This is a genomic window from Hornefia porci (assembly GCF_001940235.1).
Classification (GTDB): Bacteria; Bacillota; Clostridia; order Peptostreptococcales; family Anaerovoracaceae; genus Aminicella; species Aminicella porci.
On sequence record NZ_MJIE01000001.1, the window covers coordinates 873,910 to 891,335 of the forward strand.

The window sequence follows — 17,426 nt, forward strand, 5'->3', positions numbered from 1 at the left end:
CTATCTGACTTTTACAGTCCTGCTTTCAGACCATTTACCATAGCAGGTTTTACCGTTCACTGTCTTATAGCCTCTGACCCGGACCTTGTATCTGCTGCCGGATTTCAGGCTTCTGATCGTTTTGGAGGTCCGGGTGCTCTTAATGCTCTTCCACTTGGAGCTTCCGGCCTTTCTGTAACTGATCTGATATTTTACGCCCTTTGCAAGCTTACTGTAACTGACAGAAATCTTTTTCTTTCCTGCTTTAACTTTTCTGATTTTCTCTTTGCTGATTTTTATCGGCTCTGCTTTCTGCTCCGTATCTGTACGTGTGATCCTGAATGAGTCCAGAACAGGCATTTCCTTTGTATCCGTAAAATATGTCGTAAAGGTCAGGCTCGTCCGCGTAACTTCGACATTGGTAATGGTCGGACAGTTGCTCTGGTCCTTCAGCGCGATGAAATCCGTCAGGGAATCATTATTATATTTGTAATACTTACTTCCGGACGCGGAATTCGCGGTCAGATAAAACACCTGCCCGTCTTTCGGATCCGTAACGGAGTTGCTGTCCGAAGTCTGCGGGTCGTTGGCGTCCATCAGATAGGTTCTGGTATAGCAGTGATCGTGCCCCATCAGTACAGCGTCGATGTCCAGATCGGAGAAAATCCGGGGCAGCTCTGATCTGCGTTCTAGGATATCATCGTCTGTCGCATGACTCGCCGCGCTGTAGATGGAATGATGGAAACTGACTATTTTCCACTGAGCGTCCGGATTTGCCTGCAGCGCCTGCTTCATAAACGCTCTGTGCTCACTGGTACTCCTGTTGTTGGAGTTGAGATTCATAAACAGAACCCCGTTATACATATACCAGTAGTCTCCGCTGGATTTGCCGGAGCTGTCTACACGTCCCAGGAAAGACACGTTCGGAATATTTCCATGCGCTGTGTACAGTGTACTTCCGGAATCATGATTTCCTTCATTCAGCGCCAGTGCGTAAGACTGCAGCTCATCCGGCGTAAAGAATCCCTGGTACTGAGATTCTTCTGAATCGCCTTTGTCGTTAATCTGATCTCCGGCACTGAGGATGAAGCTTGTCTGCGGAAACTTCTCTGTCGCGAAATCCAGCGTATTGACCCAGCCCTTTGTGTCATTCTCTGTATTGCGGCTGGCACCGATCTGCGGATCTCCGGCGAACAGAAAGCTGAAGGAATCCTTTTTCCCCAGATCCTGCGTTGCAAAAGTGTAGGTTTCCGACCATCCGTCATCATTTCCCACTCTGTAAATGTATGATGTGAATTCGTCCAGGTTCTTCAGTACCGTCTTGTTGGAATAGAATCCGCTGACTCCGCTCTTTACCTGATCGGCTCTGTATTTTCCGGCGGAAGCTTCCGGAAACTCGTCGCCTTCTTTCCATCCGGACGGTTTGACCGCCACCTGCGCATAAGACGCTTTCCCGGACTCTCCCAGCCAGGTCAGATTTCTCTTTGTTTCATCCGCCCCGATCTGCAGAGACACGTCGCGAACTTCTTTCTGTGGAAGGACCGTGCTCACTGTAAGATCCTTCAGATCAATGTAGATATCCGAGCTGTTCGCTCTGCCCTGATGCAGTTCCACCGCCAGAACATTATCCTTTGCCTTCAGGTTCAGGCTGCCGATGTCTATGCCGTCGCTGGCAGCTGAAACAGTACCGGTCTTCGGCGCCCCGGCGTTGGAGCCGCCGTACCCGTTCTCGTCGAACGAGCCGTCATCGAATCCGGCTATCTTCTTGCCGTTGATCGTTACAACCGCCGCATCATCGTACAGGACAGTTCCTGTGATTTCCTTCACCTGACTGACATCAACATCATCGATATCAAATTTTGTCCTCAGATAGTAGACAGGAACGTCGTTTGAGGTTCCGCTGATGTACTGGTTCAGAAGCACATTCGGAACAAAGCCGCTGCCCAGATCGGCTATCTTACCGTTCTTCGCTCCAAAGCTTCCCTTCCCGGAAGACCAGGCGGAATCATCGAAATCCGCATTGCTGTCCCAGCCGGCCGCCGGTTTGGTGTTATTGTCAAGGTAGCGCCAGGTTGTCCCATCAGTGCTCACTACCCTGTCTGTCGTCGCCGCACCCGACACGTTCTCCGCATATATGTCGGAGTCTGTCATCTGCGCCAGGTTTCCCGTTCCCGCGACGATCATGAATGAAAGCGCGAGGGCTGAAATTTTGTACAAACCTCGTAATTTAACCATCTCTTTACCATCCTTTACTTCTGTCAACTTCAGATCTGATACAGAGAGGATATCATACGTCTGTAAGAACCGCATGCCTGCCAGCGTTAATTATTTGTAAACAAAGAACTTTCGCAGAAAATATTATGGTGCCCGAATGAAATTCATTATACGGAAAAACTGTTCTCCCCAAAAGATACAAAAGCTTTTATTTTTAAGAGTACAAAAGCCCGCAGAACAACGCCTGCGGGCTTTTCGTGTCGATTTCATATACAGTTTCAGTTAAAAAGCAGTGTCGGTATTGAAAACATAATCGCCATGACGACACAGAGTCCGACAATGAAGATCTTCAGCGCCAGACTTTTTCCATTGCTCTTTTTCTCTGTATAAACCGGTTTTTTCTCCGGATTCCGATAATTTTTAGGTTTATTGCTCATTCGCGTTCCGCTCCCTTCCTGCACCCTGATTATATATGATATCGCGGTTTTTTGCAATCAGACTTTGTGAAAACGTCGTGTCAGACCGCCGGCACCGCCGGCGCCCCCGCAATCTTTTTTAAACTTTCTCTTGACAACGTCCCCCGTCTGTATGTATAATTTCGGAAACGAAAGCTTGTGCACTGCGCACAGAAGAGGGAGTAGTCAGAATACAGTATCAACAATCGCGGTAACATACCTGGTACTGTAGCCATCGATTCGATATGGTGACGAGACTTTTCATACCGGCTCCGAACACGGGAGCCGGATGAAAGGTCTCGTTTTTTTATCAGGCGCCGGGGCCGCATTATGACAAGGCAGGAAAGGAAACGAACATGAAGGAATATTATCAGCAGACCGTTTCAGAGGTGTTGGAACGGGTGGGGCAGACCCAGGCCGGATGGAGCAGTGCTCAGGCATCTGAATTGCTGGAAAAGCACGGACTGAACGCTCTCCGGGAGGGAAAACGAAAAACTGTATTGCAGATGTTTGCAGAACAGTTCCGGGATCTGATGGTCATCATTCTCATCATCGCGGCGGTCATTTCCATGATCTCCGGCAATGCAGAGAGCACACTGGTGATCTTCGCAGTACTGATCATCAACGCGGTACTCGGCACCGTGCAGAACAAGAAAGCCGAAAAGTCTCTGGACTCCCTGAAGTCTCTGGCTTCTCCGAGTGCCAAGGTCATCCGCGGCGGCGTGACACAGGAAATCGATTCCACACAGGTTGTACCGGGCGACATCGTAGTTCTGGAGGCAGGCGATATGGTGGTTGCGGACGGACGCGTCATCGACAGCTTTTCACTTCAGGTAAATGAAAGCTCCCTGACAGGAGAATCCACCAATGTAGACAAAAGCTCCGGTGTGATCGACGGGCAGGTTCCTCTCGGTGACCGCGTCAACATGGTATATTCCGGCTCTCTGGTCACCTACGGCCGCGCTGTAATCGCCGTAACCGCTACCGGAATGGACACGGAAATCGGCCGGATCGCTTCCATGATGAATGCCACCAAAGAGAAGAAAACACCTCTTCAGCGAAGCCTTGATCAGTTCAGCAGCCGTCTGGCCGTCGTCATCATGGTTATCTGCGCCATCGTGTTCCTTCTGGGTCTCTTCCGCGGCGGACTCTCTATTCTTGATTCCCTGCTGTTCGCTGTGGCACTGGCCGTCGCCGCAATCCCGGAGGCCCTCAGTTCCATCGTCACAATCGTTCAGGCGATGGGAACACAAAAAATGGTTCGGGAGCACGCCATCATCAAAGAACTCAAGGCTGTTGAAAGTCTGGGAAGCGTCTCAGTAATCTGCTCCGACAAAACAGGCACACTGACGCAGAACAAAATGACCGTTCAGGACGTCTACATTGATGAGCACGTTATTCCCTCCTCCAGGCTGACGCTGGACGATCCGATTCACCGGATGCTCCTGTACAACGCCATTCTGACCAATGATTCTTCCCTGCGCGACGGGCAGACAATCGGCGACCCAACCGAATTTTGTCTGCTGGAAATGGCTGAAAATATAAATGTTCCTCATCAGGACATCCGCGCGCAGATGAGCCGTCTGGAGGAAATCCCCTTCGATTCTGACCGTAAACTGATGACCACCCGGTATGAAATTGACGGAGAGGAGCTTCTGCTCACCAAAGGCGCTCCGGACGTCCTGCTGAACCGCTCCGGAAGGCTGCTGACATCAGACGGAATCCGCTCCATCACCGACGCAGACAGAGAACGGATCGTACAGGCCAACATGCAGTTCTCGCAGGACGGACTGCGAGTTCTGGCCTTTGCCTACAAAGACGCTCCTGCCGACCGCGAGATCGGACTGGAGGATGAACACGACTATACATTCATCGGACTGATTTCCATGATGGATCCTCCCCGGGAGGAATCCATGGAAGCCGTTGCAGAGGCAAAACGCGCCGGAATCCGCCCGGTCATGATTACCGGGGACCACAAAATCACCGCTACTGCCATCGCGAAGAAAATCGGGATCTTTGAGGAGGGCGATCTCGCCGTAACCGGCCTGGAGCTGGATGCGATGTCCGAGGATGAACTGAATGAGAAGGTAGAGAAAATTTCTGTCTACGCCCGCGTATCCCCGGAAAACAAAATCAGGATCGTTGATGCGTGGCAGAACAAAGGACACATCACCGCAATGACCGGCGACGGAGTCAACGATGCGCCCGCGCTTAAGAAGGCCGATATCGGCGTCGCCATGGGAATCACCGGAACAGAAGTTTCCAAAGACGCCGCCGCCATGATTCTGACAGACGATAATTTTGCGACAATCATCAAAGCTGTTGCCAATGGCAGGAATGTATTCCGCAATATCAAAAATTCCATCGAATTTCTGCTTTCCGGAAACATGGCCGGAATCTTTGCGGTTCTTTACGCTTCCCTGGCCGCTCTCCCGGTTCCCTTTGCCGCAGTGCATCTGCTGTTCATCAATCTGCTGACAGATTCACTTCCGGCTCTGGCAATCGGCATGGAAAATCCCGAAAAAGATCTGCTGAATGAGAAGCCGCGTGACCCGAACCAGGGAATTATGACAAAAGACTTTCTGCACAGGATCTTCTTCCAGGGTGCTCTGATCGCCATCGTAACGATGACTGCCTTCCATCTGGGAATGCAGGTCAGCCACATGACCGGCATGACAATGGCCTTCTCCACACTGACGATAGCGCGTCTGTTCCACGGCTTCAACTGCCGCAGCAGACACTCGATTTTCCGGCTCGGGCTGACCAGCAACAAATATACCATCGGTGCGTTCTTCCTGGGGCTGCTCCTTCTGAACCTGGTTCTGTTCGTGCCGTTCCTGCGTCCGCTGTTCATGATCGCGGATCTCACCGCATGTCAGTACGGCATGATTTACGCCCTTGCCTTCCTTCCTACCGCAGTCATCCAGGCTGTCAAGGTAGTTCAGGAACACCGGAAACAATAAGTTCCAAAACCCGGTCAGCCTGTGTTCTCATTCAAACGGAAAGCGATACGGAAGGCTAAACCGGTCGCGAAGCTCCCTGAATTCCTTCTGAAGCGATTTCCCTACCGGAACGCCCCTGTTTTTCCGGTATTCGCGGATCAGATGCGCCTTCTCACCCGGAGTGAAGATGCGAACTGCTCCCGGAGCTTTGGCGGAGGAGCGCAGTGCTCGCAGGATATCTCCGGTTTTCTTCCGGAAGACGTCCTCACCGCTGAAAAACTCCGGATTAATAACCAGGAAAAAGTGCCCGAGATGATAGGGCCGCCCGGATCCGTCCGGATTCTTGCCGGTCAGTTCCTTCATGAACAGTCCGTCCGCCAGCGCCGTGCTGAGAATTTCCACAACGGCGGCATAGCCATATCCTTTGTAGCCCGCCAGTTCCTCGCCGATTCCTCCCAGCGGAGCAAGAGACGCCTCTCCCTCCGTCAGCGCCTTCAGGATCGCTTCACTGTCGGTCATGGCGCGTCCGTCCCTTCCGATCACCATACCTGCCGGAGTGTCCCGTCCGTTCCTTGCGAAAAATTCAATCTTTCCTCTTTGGGTAATAGAGGTCGCACAATCCAGAATAAACGGAAACCCTTCGTCGGTGGGAAGCGAGAAAGTCAGCGGATTGGTTCCCATCATATTGTCCACGCCAAAGGTAGGCGCGATAGACGGGCGGGCGTTGGTTCCGGAAATCCCGATCATCCCCCGATCAGTCGCCATGGTCGTCCAGTATCCGGCAATTCCGTAATGTGAAGAATTGCGTATCGCTCCCATCGCCAGTCCATACCGCGAAGCTTTTTCCAGCAGCATCTCCATAACCCTGCGGGACGCCACCATTCCCATTCCGTCATGTGCGTCCGCCACCACCGTCGTCGGCGTATCCTTCAGAATCTCAAGCTCGGTGACCGGCCGAAGAATTCCGGCGTCGATCCGGTCGATGTAAATCGGCTTGAACCGATTGCATCCGTGGCTTTCAACTCCTCTGCGGTCGCTCTCAAGCAGAACGTCCGTACAAATTTCAGCATCCTCTCCTGGTACGCCCACTGCCCGGAAAACATCCGTCATGAAACCGCCGGCTGTCTCCCATGGGACAAAGGGACGCGTCTCATTATCAATCACTCCGTTTTCATCAAACTGAATTGCCATAACTCTTTCATACTCCTGTTCTTCATTAATTCTGTTTTCCACGGACTTCAGCGGAACCTGTCCTTCAGCAGCGCCTTCAGTTCCGCCCTCCTTTTCTCAGGAAAACGAATTTCCGTTCCATCGTCCATAACCGCCTCGTCCCTCTGAATCCGCTTCACATGATGAATATTGATCAGATAGCTGCGATGAATCAGAACGAAGTCCTCGCTCGTCTTCTCCTTCATCTGTGTAATCGTTTCCCGAATCGTCATCTCACCGGATTCCAGCATAATGCTGCACTGCTTGCGCGACGCCTGAATATACAGAATCCGGGATTCAGGCATGACATGCAGCACACCCTCCTCGTCCGTTACCATGACACGCCGGTCCCGTTTTTCCACCTGATAGGCGATATACTGTTTTAAGGTTACCCCGAGGGAGCGGACGAAGTTTTCATTCCCGGAGACCATGACCTCGCCGATCGGACTCGTCGTACTGATATGACGGATTCTGAGTTCGCCGTCAATCAGCTGGTAGACAAACACGCATCGCTGCTCTCCCGCAAGCGCTCCGGGCGAGTCCTCATCGCTGATAACCAGATACCGGCCGATCACCGTACAGGTCTTTCCTTCATTCTGTGTCACAAGGAATTCCTGATTGGCCAGATGGCACGGATACATATCTGCAACCACACGTTCCAGATCATCCCGGAAAGCCTTCAGGCCAATATCAAACTGCCCCTTCTGCGCACCGATCCACGTCATATCGGGCGTGCACAAAGAAAAGACCGTTTCTGTATTCTTCTGATGAAAATCCCGCAGAACCCGTTCGGTCAGTTCGACCGCCTTCAATGTCAATTCCTTTTTCATGCTGTATGCCTGCAATTCCTCCGTTAAAAGCTTTGTGATCTGTAATAAATTTTAATCCATATTCCACGTATTTTCAACCGGTTCCGCGTGAAAAACGCCCGAACGCCTTCCACGCCGAAGCCTTTCGCATTATTCTTTGTGACAGAGCCTTCCCCGTCAGGCGCTGAGGCATCTCACGCCTGCAAAGTTCCTTCAAGCTCCCTGCGCCGCAGCAGGTACAGATATGCGACCGAGAGCACAATCTGCAGAATAGTCGAGCACGGAGTGGCCAGACCAATATGGAAGAGAGAAACCGGCCTGACCTGTGCCATCAGGAACGATACCGGCACACGGACACAAAACGCGCCGATCAGTCCCTGCGCCATAACAAATTTTGTCCTCGCCATCCCGTTGAAATACCCCACGAAGGAAAAGAGGAAGCATGTCAGAAGGCAATCGACGGCATAAGCCTTCAGGTAATCCGCCGCGGCCGAAATCACATCTCCGTCTCCGGAAAACATGCCGGCCAGCACATCCCCGTGGAAGAAAGTAAAGTAAAACATCAGAATTGCCATCGGCACCGAGATCCGAATGGCGTACCGCAGTGCCAGAAATCCGCGCTCCTCCTTTCCCGCACCATTGTTCTGCGCCACAAAAGCGGCAACCGACTGCATGAAGCAGCTCGGCACCAGCATGATAAAGGTACACACCTTTTCCGCCACGCCAACGCCTGCGGAGGCCACCAGCCCCAGTGAATTTACAATCGCCAGGATGATCAGGAACGATACACTCACGAGAAAATCCTGCAGCGCGACCGGCAGCCCGACAGATGTGATATTCGCGGAAAGCGCCGTATTCCAGCGAAGCATCCGGCGATCGAAATCAACGGGAAGCTTTTTGTGCCGGATGATGACAAACGATGCCGCGACAGATATAATCTGCGCCGCGACGGTTGCGCCCGCAGCTCCGGCGGCTCCCGCATGAAACCCCGCCACCATGATCAGATCTCCGCCTATGTTGAAAACACACGCAATCGTAACTGTAATGACCGGCGTCGCCGAGTCGCCCATGCCGCGGAAAACAGCACCGATATAATTATACAGTACAATCGCGACCGACCCGGCTCCGCAAATACGAATGTAGGCGACCGTCGGTACGAACGCGTGCGCCGGAGCCTGCATGACGGAGGCGATTCCTCCTGCGCCCGCGCCTATCGCGATCGTCAGCACTGCGCCTATCACAAAAAAAAGCACCAGACTCGCCCCGGCGATTCTGCCCGCTCCCCCGCGCCGTACATGGCCTGCAGGAAAAGCGCCACCAGAATCGGCAGAGCAAACTTGACCAGCGTACTCAGAATCGGTCCGTCCGTCAGATTTTTTTCATTGTTTCTCATACATTTCCTCCTCGTCATTTTCTCCTGTGCCTTCCTATAAACAAAAAAACCGGATAAGATCTACAGGCGTCTCAGCCTGCACATCTTATCCAGCCCATTAACGTGTTCTGATTTAATGCACCCTCCGATGAACACTGCCATCTTACAGGAAACCGTTTTTGTTGTCAAGGGGCCCGGGGAGAAAAAAACCGGAGGAGAAAAAAATGCGGAAAAGCGAAAGTAAGGTGACCTGCCGAAAACTGTTCCGGGAGCACAAAGACGAAAATTCCCGCATCCGTTATGAACGCGGGAATGTTTTTTTGTAACTGTCGTAATCACGCAATCTGAATCCGCATCTGCGGTTCTTCAAATTTCCGATGATTATTTAATCGCCTCTGCCTCGGTAACGCCGGTTTTGGATTCCGCCGCTCTCTTGGCCGCTTTCAGATCAGAATACTTCTCCTCGACAATCTCATCCCAGAGTTCGCAGTTGTCGAACCCGATATCCTCCGGAATGAAGACAGGATCCAGACCCAGATGCTTCTGGTATTCGTAATCCTTCAGAAGCCTGAAGGACTTTGGTGCCATCAGTGCCAGCACCGGCAGGTTGAGCCAGCACATGATTCCTACACCGACGTCCGCATAGTTCCACGCCGTCGTCATATCCTTCATGGATGCGAACAGCGACAAAGTAGCGATGATGATAACGCCGATGAAGTATGCATATCTCTTTGCCTTATCGGAAACTGCACTCATGATATACTGGATGTTCGCATCCGCATAGACTGCGAAAGACAGCAGCGTTGTGAACGCGAAGAAGAAGATTGCAATGGTGATGAACGGTGCTCCGAATCCCGGAATCAGGGTATCAATCGCTCTCTGAACATAACCGGGACCTGCTTCTACGCCGGGAAGATTTTCGACGATGAAGCTCTTTCCATCCAGCGCCAGAACGTTGTAGCATCCGGTGGACAAAATCATCAGCGCGGTTGCGGTGCAGACCATCAGCGTATCAACGTAAACGGAGAACGCCTGCGCCAGTCCCTGCTTGGCAGGATGAGAAACCTCAGCCGTAGCTGCAGCGTGCGCACCGGAGCCCCAGCCCGCTTCGTTGGAGTAGATTCCTCTTTTAACGCCCATCATGACGCACTGCCCGAAGATTCCTCCGAACAAAGCTTCCTGATTGAATGCGGAGCGGAAAATCAGTGCGAACATCGGTCCGATCTGTTTTGCGTTCGCAACCAGAATGATAATCGCAAGTACGATATATACAATCGCCATGATTGGCACGACATACGATGCAAAGGAGCCGATTCTCTTCAGTCCGCCGATAGTAACCAGCAGGAACAGTACGAAGATCACTACGCCGACAACCAGCGGGCTGATATTGAGGTTCAGACCCTTGAATGCTGTGGAAATCGCGTTAGCCTGAACGGTCGGACCTGTAACGGTCATCGCCAGGATAGTCGCACAGGCAAAGATGATCGCCAGCGGTTTCGCCTTCAGTCCTTTTTCGATGTAGTAAGCCGGGCCGCCTCTGTACTGATTCAGTACCTTTCTTTTGTACACCTGAGCCAGCGCCGACTCGGAAAACGCAGAACCCGCACTTACAAGCGCGATCATCCACATCCAGAATACTGCGCCCGGACCGCCGGTTCCGATAGCACTTGCCACACCGGCGATATTTCCGGTACCGACTCTGCCTCCCAGCGCCATGGCAAAACCCTGGAAAGAGGAAACTCCGTTTTCACTGGATCCTCCCCTGACAAGCTGATGCACCATATCCTTGATCAGCCTGAACTGCGGGAACTTCATTCCGACCGACAGGAAAATGCCTACGCCCAGTGCGAGATAGACAAGTGCCGGAGCCCACAGAAAGCCGTTCAATGTACTTGCTAAGCTGTCTAACATAAAAAACTCCTTTCAATTATTGCGAAAAAGATTCACCGCCATACGGCAAATAATAACTCTATGTTATATAATAGAATATTCAATTCAAAAAAACTCAAAAAAAATCGAGTACATGCGAGATATTTCGGAAAAAAACCGCGATTCAACCAATTGCAGAACCGCCGCAGCGGCGGATTCCCACGAGCGCGCGAGGCTATAGCCACCATACACCTGCTCTCCCACGGAATTTATAATAATTTAATAAATTATTTACAGAATATTTTCGTTGACGTGATAGGCTGAACTTCAGAATATCTGATCTCCCGGCGCTGCCTGACTGAATTGACTGCAACAGTCGTGAAGAGAAGCTGTTTTCGCCGTTCACCATCTTCACATCGACCATGCGGATCCGGGGATGTCAATCGACGCTCAGATATAGTATAATAATCAGTACATACTCGAGATGGAGGCGCACCGTTCGCAAGCACGCCGAAGAGGTGCACAGTTCGCAAACGCTTGGAGAAGCGCACAGCTCGCAAACACACCGAAGAGGCACGCTGGCAAGTGCGCCGGAGTCGTGCAGAAGTTCTCCTGCTCGGCGTGCGCAGAATCCGCACCGGGTCTCTGATACGAGGGAGGTATCTCTATGACAATCAGGAAACGACTGATTCTTTCCAATTTGCTGATGATCCTGCTGCCGGCTGCCATGGCGCTGGCTGCTTCTGTGGTAATCGGAGATATATTTGAGCACCGGATGGACGGGCTCGAAGAAATTTTCGAGGAGGGGCATCTGGATATCGGAGATTTTGAGGATCTGAAAACATCGCTGCTTGCGCTTGCCGGCGGAATTGCGGTGATTTTCATCGGCGCAGTTATTCTGATCAGCGTTATTCTGACCGGAATCATAAGCCGCTCCATCATCCGTCCGCTTGAGGAACTCCGGGAAGGCGCGCGACGCATAGGAAACGGAGATCTGGATGCAGAGATCACCTACAGCAAAAACAATGAAATCGGCGAAGTGTGCAGGGATTTCAATGAGATGCGCATCCGTCTGAAGCAGTCGGTAGAGGAACGGATCCGATACGATCAGTACAGACGTGAGATGATCAGTGGAATCTCTCACGATCTCCGCACGCCTCTGACCTCCATCCGCGGCTACGTCGAGGGTCTGCGGGACGGCATTGCAGATACAGATGAAAAGCGGGAGCGTTACTATGCGGCGATACAGCGGCGCACCTCCGACCTGGAATCATTAGTCGAGACCCTTTCTTTGTTCAGCAGGCTGGAAAATTCATCCTTTCATTACAACCTGCAGAGAACCGGGCTCGGCACGTACATTTCCTCCCTGATCGACGACTATCTGAGCGGCGCAGAGCGCGACCGGATAAATATTTTGTACAAAGCGCAGTCCCCCGAACCTGTGGCCATGATTGATCCCCGGGAAATGAAGCGGCTTTTCGTCAATCTCTTTGAAAACAGCCTGCGATACAGCCAGAAGGACTTAGTCACCGTCAGCGTGGATGTCCGTTCGGACGGTCAGTCGGCGCTTATCACAGTTTCCGACGACGGCCCCGGCGTTCCGGAAGACGAGCTTGAGAGAATATTCGACAGCTTCTACCGGGGCGACAAAGCCAGAACCAACGCCGGCGAAGGCAGCGGCCTGGGGCTCTCCATCGTGAGGAGCATCGCGGAGGGGCACGGCGGCAGTGTGCGCGCCTTCAACCGGGACGGCCTGAGCATTGAAATCGAGCTGCCGGCTGTGCGCTGAAGTCGAATTGCCGGCCGTCTGTTGGAGCCGAAAGGAGTTGACCTATGAAGAAAATACTGATTGCAGAAGACGATGAACTGATTGCGGCGCTGGAGCGGGATTATCTTGAAGCCGCGGAATTTGAGGTGGTCATCGCATCCGACGGATTCGAGGGCATGCGCCTGGCGACGGAGGAGGAATACGCGCTGATCCTGCTTGACGTCATGCTCCCCGGCCCCAGCGGTTTTGACATCTGCCGTGAGGTGCGCAGGAACAAAAACACACCGATCATCATGGTGACAGCAAGGAAAGAAGACGTTGACAAAATTCGTGGACTCGGTCTAGGCGCGGACGATTACATAATCAAGCCGTTCAGCCCCTCTGAAATGGTGGCAAGAGTCCGGGCGCACATTCGGATACACGAAAGACTGCTCAGCGAGGCGCGCGAGCCGGTGAAAACGCAGGTCATTGAGGTCGGCGGACTGAAAATCGATACACTTTCCCACCGTGTCTTTGTAAACGGCTCGGAGGTCGCTCTGACGAACAAAGAATACGAACTGCTTTGTTTCCTCGCATCAAACCCGAACATCGTGTTTTCGAAGGACGCCCTGTTCGACCGGATCTGGGGCATGGACGCCTGCGGGGACACCTCTACCGTGACGGTTCACATCAACAGAATCCGGGAAAAAATCGAAGAGGACACTGCAAACCCCCGTTACATCGAGACCGTCTGGGGCGCCGGATATCGATTTACAATTCTGTAACCGCCGCGAATTCCGTATCCGTGAAAAAAATTCCGGAGTTTATAAAATATTAATAAGCTGTTAAAATCAGTTTAATTTTTTTCCTCTATACTATGTCCAGCAGTTGAAAATGCTTACTAAACAGGAGACTGTGACGTAAACGTCGCAGCAGACACAAAGGAGGAGAATTTTATGGAGGATAAGAATAAGAAGAAGGGAATTTCCGGGAAACTGACAATGACTGAGGCGCGGAGTTTTATCGGCAGGCACAAAAGACTGATGACTGCCGCCGCCGCATTCGTCATAATCGCGGCGATCACACTGCCCGTTGCCAATTACGCGCTGGAGCGTTATGAAGACAAGCTGGAGGCACGGTATGAAACAAAACTGAATGCGCAGGCCGCCGGTCAGACGGATACTCTGAAGACAACAGCGACAGACGCTCAAACCTCCCCGACCCGACTCACGGATGACAACAACGATCCGGAAGACGCTCAGGAGCAGCGCGCACTTGCCGAGCTTGCGAAAAAAGCCGGCTGCACGGAAAGCGAAGCTCTGTCGGTGCTCAAAAAGCATCTGAATCTCAAGGACAGCGCGGACATCGTGTCAGACGGACTGGAAGAAGAAAACGGCGCGCTCTTTTACGAATTCAAATACCTCGATACAAAGGGAGTCGTGCACAGTTATATGGTGAATGCTTCCACCAGGGCAGTCGTTGAAGAAATGGACGAGGACCATGACGACCGGAACGACATCGACGACGACCGCTATGAATACGACGACTGATCAGCACTGTCCGGCGCTGACTAATGCGGCAGAGGGCTTCGCCGTTTCCGAAGCCCTCTGCCGCATTTAACAGCAAGACTGCCTTCGCAGTCTTTTTTTTGTGATGCGGTTCACGGAAAAGGCACTCGGAATAAGTCCCACCAGCGGAGAAAAAGCAAACGCCCTGGCTGGAATTATGGTACAATACGAAGCAGGAGGTTTCTTCTATGAACGCAAAGAAAGAAAATACGGATGCCGATGCCCTGAACCGGAAGGTTCTGACGGGCATCCGTGATGAAATTCTGGACGGGCTGTATGCGGAGTTCGGCGAGCACCCCGCAGAAATGGAGCGCCAGCGCCGGATTGCCGCGGCAAAATACGTCTTCGACCGACGTCAGGTCGGGATACGTTCCGGCATCGTCGCCATTGATTTCGCCATGCGCGACCTTCGTCTTCCTCCGGAAGTCGCCCGGTCCTATAAAAACATCTTCCGTCTGTGTCAGTGCTTTGTTTTCCGGGACGGCGATCTGCGGCAGCAGGTTCTGGACTTCAGTCAGACGCCGGACGCCGCACGGATCCCGAAAAGCATGGACTGGATCCTGAAGAATCTGGACAGCTTCTGCGAATCCGTGTAGCGCCACAGCCGGCTTTACACGCTGCTCTGCTAGCGCCAGCACAGAACCGGACGGCTTCATACGTTGCTCTGCAAGAGCCGGCGCAATACCGCAGTTTATTTCCCGATGATTTCCTTTATCAGCGTCGGTTTTTCCGGTTTTTTCTTATCGATGATGTAGGCCTTCCGGGCCTGCGCGGCCGCAGCATCCGCCTTCTTGCGGCCGCTGCTGAAGACAGACGCGAGAACGTCCCCTTTCGACACGTGATCCCCTACCTTCACATGAAGCAGAATTCCCGCACCGGGATCGATGCTGTCTTCCTTTGTCGCCCGGCCCGCGCCGGAATGCTGTGAAGCGATGCCGATCTGCTCTGCGTCGATCTGCCGGATGTATCCGGTTTCCTGTGCGATAACGTCGCACTCGGACGGACTCACAGTCAGAATCGAGGGATCGTCACACACCAGCGGATCGCCCCCCTGAGCCGTGATCAGCGCACGGAATTTCTCCAGTCCGGCGCCGCTCACCAGAGCCTGCCTGGCCACATACGCTCCCTCTTCATAGGTCCTGACCCGGCCGCCCAGATAAATCATGGCACCGGCGATCTCCACAGAAAGCTCCGTGATATCCTCCGGACCTTCGCCGCGCAGCACATGAATGGCCTCCTGCACCTCCAGCGCGTTTCCTACCGCGTCACCCAGCGGCTGACTCATATCCGTAATCATCGCGATCGTCCGGCGCCCGGCGTCAGCGCCGATATCCACCATAATCTGCGCAAGCCTGCGGGCGTCCTCCTGCGATTTCATAAACGCCCCTCTCCCGCACTTCACATCCAGAACGATGGCGTCGCTGCCGGCAGCCAGTTTTTTGCTCATAATGGAGGACGCGATCAGGCTCATGTTTTCCACCGTGCCTGTCACATCGCGCAGGGCGTACAGTTTTTTGTCCGCCGGCGTGATATGTCCCGACTGCCCGATCAGCGCGATCCCCGTTTCCCGCACCTGCTTCATGAACGCCTCCGGCTCCAACGTCGTCCGAAGCCCCGGAATGGATTCCAGCTTATCCACCGTTCCTCCGGTAAATCCGAGACCGCGTCCGCTCATCTTGGCGACAGGCACGCCGCAGGCCGCGGCGATCGGACCGACGATCAGCGTGGTTTTGTCCCCCACTCCTCCCGTGGAGTGCTTGTCAACTTTAATTCCCGGAACAGCGGAAAGATCCACCGTATCCCCGGAGCGCCGCATCGCCTCAGTCAGCTCCATTGTTTCTCCGCGGTCAAGTCCCTGAAAATAAATTGCCATCAGCAGTGCGGAAGCCTGATAATCCGGAATTTCCTCACGGACATATCCGTCTACGAAAAATCTGATTTCCGCCGGTGACAGCGCGCCGCCGTCCCGCTTCCTGATGATAATATCCTGCATATCCATAAAATCCCACCTCTCAGCGCAAGGGAAAGCCCGGGGTAAACTGCTCCGGGCTCTGCCTGCTGGTCATTACTCAGTTATATCCTTCAGAAAACTCTCGCCCATAGCGGTTTTCTCCACGCCCAGATATTCGGCGATGGTCCGGCCGCAGTCTGCGAAGGTTTTTCTGGTTCCGATGTCCACGCCCGCACGCACGCCTGCGCCGCAGATCAGAACCGGCACATATTCCCGCGTGTGGTCGAAGCCGCTGTGAACCGGATCGTTTCCGTGGTCCGCGGTAATCACGAGAATGTCCTCCTCCTTCATCGCCGCCAGAATTTCCGGAATCCGTTTGTCAAAGTCCATAATCGCGCGTCCGTATCCGGAAGGGTTCCGGCGGTGCCCGTATAAAGAATCAAAATCCACCAGGTTCGTGAAGATCAATCCGCCGAAGTCCTCCTTCATTGCCTCCAGGGTTTTGTCCACGCCGTCCATGTTTCCGTCGGTGTGAACGGAGACTGTACAGCCCTGGCCGTCGAAAATATCGTGAATCTTCCCGACCGCATATACCGTCTGCCCTGCCGCGGATACCTTGTCCAGCAGCGTGGGCTCAGGCGGCGCCACCGCATAATCTCTTCGGTCCGCGGTGCGGATCCGCTTTCCGTCTCTGCGGATGTACGGCCGGGCGATCACTCTGCCGCAGGCCCAGTCTCCCACCAGCATTCCCCGGGCGGTTTCACAGATTTCATACAGCCGTTCCAGCGGAATCACATCCGTGTTCGCCGCGATCTGAAAGACACTGTCCGCGGACGTATAGACGATGGGTTTTCCTGTAGCCTCGTGCTCATCGCCCAGCTCCTCGATGATGACTGTTCCGGAAGCCGGATAGTTTCCCAGCACCTCCGTTCCGATGGCCGCCTCGAACTTCTCAATAAATTCCTTCGGAAATCCGTCCGGATAGGTCTTGAACGGCGTCAGCGTCTCGATGCCGCAGATTTCCCAATGTCCTGTGATGGTGTCCTTCCCCCGGGACATCTCGCGCATGCGCCCGAAGGAGCCTGTGATTTTTTCTTTCGGGAGTACAAAATTCCCGCCTCCGGCGTTTTCGATGTTCCCAAGTCCCAGCTTCTGCAGGTTCGGGATACGGAAGCCTTCCGTATTCTCCGCGGCGTGTAGAAAGGTGTTCGCACCGGCGTCTCCGTACGCCGGCGCGTCCGGTTCCTCTCCTACTCCCATGCTGTCCATAATCATCAGTATGACTCTCTTCATAATCGATTCACCTCAGTT

14 protein-coding genes are annotated in these 17,426 nt (G+C 53.2%); 5 read left to right on the top strand and 9 right to left on the bottom strand.

Going from position 1 to position 17,426, the window contains the following annotated elements; genetic code table 11:
• The gene (locus BHK98_RS04230; RefSeq protein WP_158024457.1) at window positions 1-2,214 is read right to left on the bottom strand and encodes a metallophosphoesterase; all 2,214 of its coding nucleotides are present in this window, start codon (window positions 2,212-2,214) and stop codon (window positions 1-3) included.
• Between the two features lie 257 nt (window positions 2,215-2,471).
• Window positions 2,472-2,630, bottom strand: a complete 159-nt coding sequence (locus tag BHK98_RS13485; protein WP_158024458.1) for a hypothetical protein — start codon at window positions 2,628-2,630, stop codon at window positions 2,472-2,474.
• A gap of 374 nt (window positions 2,631-3,004) precedes the next feature.
• On the opposite strand from BHK98_RS13485, the gene BHK98_RS04235 reads away from it, so the two are divergent.
• On the top strand, window positions 3,005-5,611 hold the full coding sequence (locus BHK98_RS04235; RefSeq protein WP_075712336.1) for a cation-translocating P-type ATPase: 2,607 nt from the start codon (window positions 3,005-3,007) through the stop codon (window positions 5,609-5,611).
• Window positions 5,612-5,638: 27 nt separating this feature from the next.
• Here the strand turns inward: BHK98_RS04235 and BHK98_RS04240 are convergent, their stop codons facing one another.
• The 5 genes from BHK98_RS04240 to BHK98_RS04255 form a co-directional block, all read right to left on the bottom strand.
• Window positions 5,639-6,781, bottom strand: coding sequence for an Ldh family oxidoreductase (locus BHK98_RS04240; RefSeq protein WP_075712337.1), 1,143 nt, complete (start codon window positions 6,779-6,781; stop codon window positions 5,639-5,641).
• A gap of 47 nt (window positions 6,782-6,828) precedes the next feature.
• Window positions 6,829-7,629, bottom strand: coding sequence for a LytTR family DNA-binding domain-containing protein (locus BHK98_RS04245; protein WP_075712338.1), 801 nt, complete (start codon window positions 7,627-7,629; stop codon window positions 6,829-6,831).
• 173 nt (window positions 7,630-7,802) lie between these two features.
• Window positions 7,803-8,849, bottom strand: a complete 1,047-nt coding sequence (locus BHK98_RS04250; RefSeq protein WP_342718740.1) for an MATE family efflux transporter — start codon at window positions 8,847-8,849, stop codon at window positions 7,803-7,805.
• Complete coding sequence (locus tag BHK98_RS13995; RefSeq protein WP_342718741.1) at window positions 8,846-9,001, bottom strand: hypothetical protein; 156 nt, start codon at window positions 8,999-9,001, stop codon at window positions 8,846-8,848. Before BHK98_RS13995 ends, BHK98_RS04250 begins: the two co-directional genes overlap by 4 nt.
• 360 nt (window positions 9,002-9,361) lie before the next feature.
• Entirely contained in the window at window positions 9,362-10,891 is a 1,530-nt protein-coding gene (locus tag BHK98_RS04255; protein WP_075712339.1) for an alanine/glycine:cation symporter family protein, read from the bottom strand.
• A 625-nt stretch (window positions 10,892-11,516) separates the two neighbouring features.
• Here BHK98_RS04255 and BHK98_RS04260 point away from each other — a divergent pair.
• The 4 genes from BHK98_RS04260 to BHK98_RS04275 all read left to right on the top strand — a co-directional run bounded on the left by BHK98_RS04260 (window position 11,517) and on the right by BHK98_RS04275 (window position 14,760).
• The gene (locus tag BHK98_RS04260) at window positions 11,517-12,638 is read left to right on the top strand and encodes a sensor histidine kinase (RefSeq protein ID WP_075712340.1); all 1,122 of its coding nucleotides are present in this window, start codon (window positions 11,517-11,519) and stop codon (window positions 12,636-12,638) included.
• A gap of 44 nt (window positions 12,639-12,682) precedes the next feature.
• Window positions 12,683-13,381, top strand: coding sequence for a response regulator transcription factor (locus BHK98_RS04265; RefSeq protein ID WP_075712341.1), 699 nt, complete (start codon window positions 12,683-12,685; stop codon window positions 13,379-13,381).
• A 171-nt stretch (window positions 13,382-13,552) separates the two neighbouring features.
• On the top strand, window positions 13,553-14,146 hold the full coding sequence (locus tag BHK98_RS04270; RefSeq protein WP_075712342.1) for a PepSY domain-containing protein: 594 nt from the start codon (window positions 13,553-13,555) through the stop codon (window positions 14,144-14,146).
• Between the two features lie 206 nt (window positions 14,147-14,352).
• On the top strand, window positions 14,353-14,760 hold the full coding sequence (locus BHK98_RS04275; protein WP_075712343.1) for a hypothetical protein: 408 nt from the start codon (window positions 14,353-14,355) through the stop codon (window positions 14,758-14,760).
• Between the two features lie 95 nt (window positions 14,761-14,855).
• Here the strand turns inward: BHK98_RS04275 and BHK98_RS04280 are convergent, their stop codons facing one another.
• Window positions 14,856-16,163, bottom strand: coding sequence for a pyrimidine-nucleoside phosphorylase (locus BHK98_RS04280; RefSeq protein WP_075712344.1), 1,308 nt, complete (start codon window positions 16,161-16,163; stop codon window positions 14,856-14,858).
• A gap of 66 nt (window positions 16,164-16,229) precedes the next feature.
• Window positions 16,230-17,408, bottom strand: coding sequence for a phosphopentomutase (locus tag BHK98_RS04285; RefSeq protein WP_075712345.1), 1,179 nt, complete (start codon window positions 17,406-17,408; stop codon window positions 16,230-16,232).
• Window positions 17,409-17,426 lie beyond the last annotated feature (18 nt).

Coding starts and splice junctions, on each gene's coding strand:
- BHK98_RS04245 (WP_075712338.1), bottom strand. CDS start 7,629: ATGAAAAAGGAATTGACATTGAAGGCGGTCGAACTGACCGAACGGGTT.
- BHK98_RS04270 (WP_075712342.1), top strand. CDS start 13,553: ATGGAGGATAAGAATAAGAAGAAGGGAATTTCCGGGAAACTGACAATG.
- BHK98_RS04230 (WP_158024457.1), bottom strand. CDS start 2,214: ATGGTTAAATTACGAGGTTTGTACAAAATTTCAGCCCTCGCGCTTTCA.
- BHK98_RS04275 (WP_075712343.1), top strand. CDS start 14,353: ATGAACGCAAAGAAAGAAAATACGGATGCCGATGCCCTGAACCGGAAG.
- BHK98_RS04285 (WP_075712345.1), bottom strand. CDS start 17,408: ATGAAGAGAGTCATACTGATGATTATGGACAGCATGGGAGTAGGAGAG.
- BHK98_RS04265 (WP_075712341.1), top strand. CDS start 12,683: ATGAAGAAAATACTGATTGCAGAAGACGATGAACTGATTGCGGCGCTG.
- BHK98_RS04260 (WP_075712340.1), top strand. CDS start 11,517: ATGACAATCAGGAAACGACTGATTCTTTCCAATTTGCTGATGATCCTG.
- BHK98_RS04240 (WP_075712337.1), bottom strand. CDS start 6,781: ATGGCAATTCAGTTTGATGAAAACGGAGTGATTGATAATGAGACGCGT.
- BHK98_RS04235 (WP_075712336.1), top strand. CDS start 3,005: ATGAAGGAATATTATCAGCAGACCGTTTCAGAGGTGTTGGAACGGGTG.
- BHK98_RS04280 (WP_075712344.1), bottom strand. CDS start 16,163: ATGGATATGCAGGATATTATCATCAGGAAGCGGGACGGCGGCGCGCTG.
- BHK98_RS04255 (WP_075712339.1), bottom strand. CDS start 10,891: ATGTTAGACAGCTTAGCAAGTACATTGAACGGCTTTCTGTGGGCTCCG.
- BHK98_RS13995 (WP_342718741.1), bottom strand. CDS start 9,001: ATGAGAAACAATGAAAAAAATCTGACGGACGGACCGATTCTGAGTACG.
- BHK98_RS13485 (WP_158024458.1), bottom strand. CDS start 2,630: ATGAGCAATAAACCTAAAAATTATCGGAATCCGGAGAAAAAACCGGTT.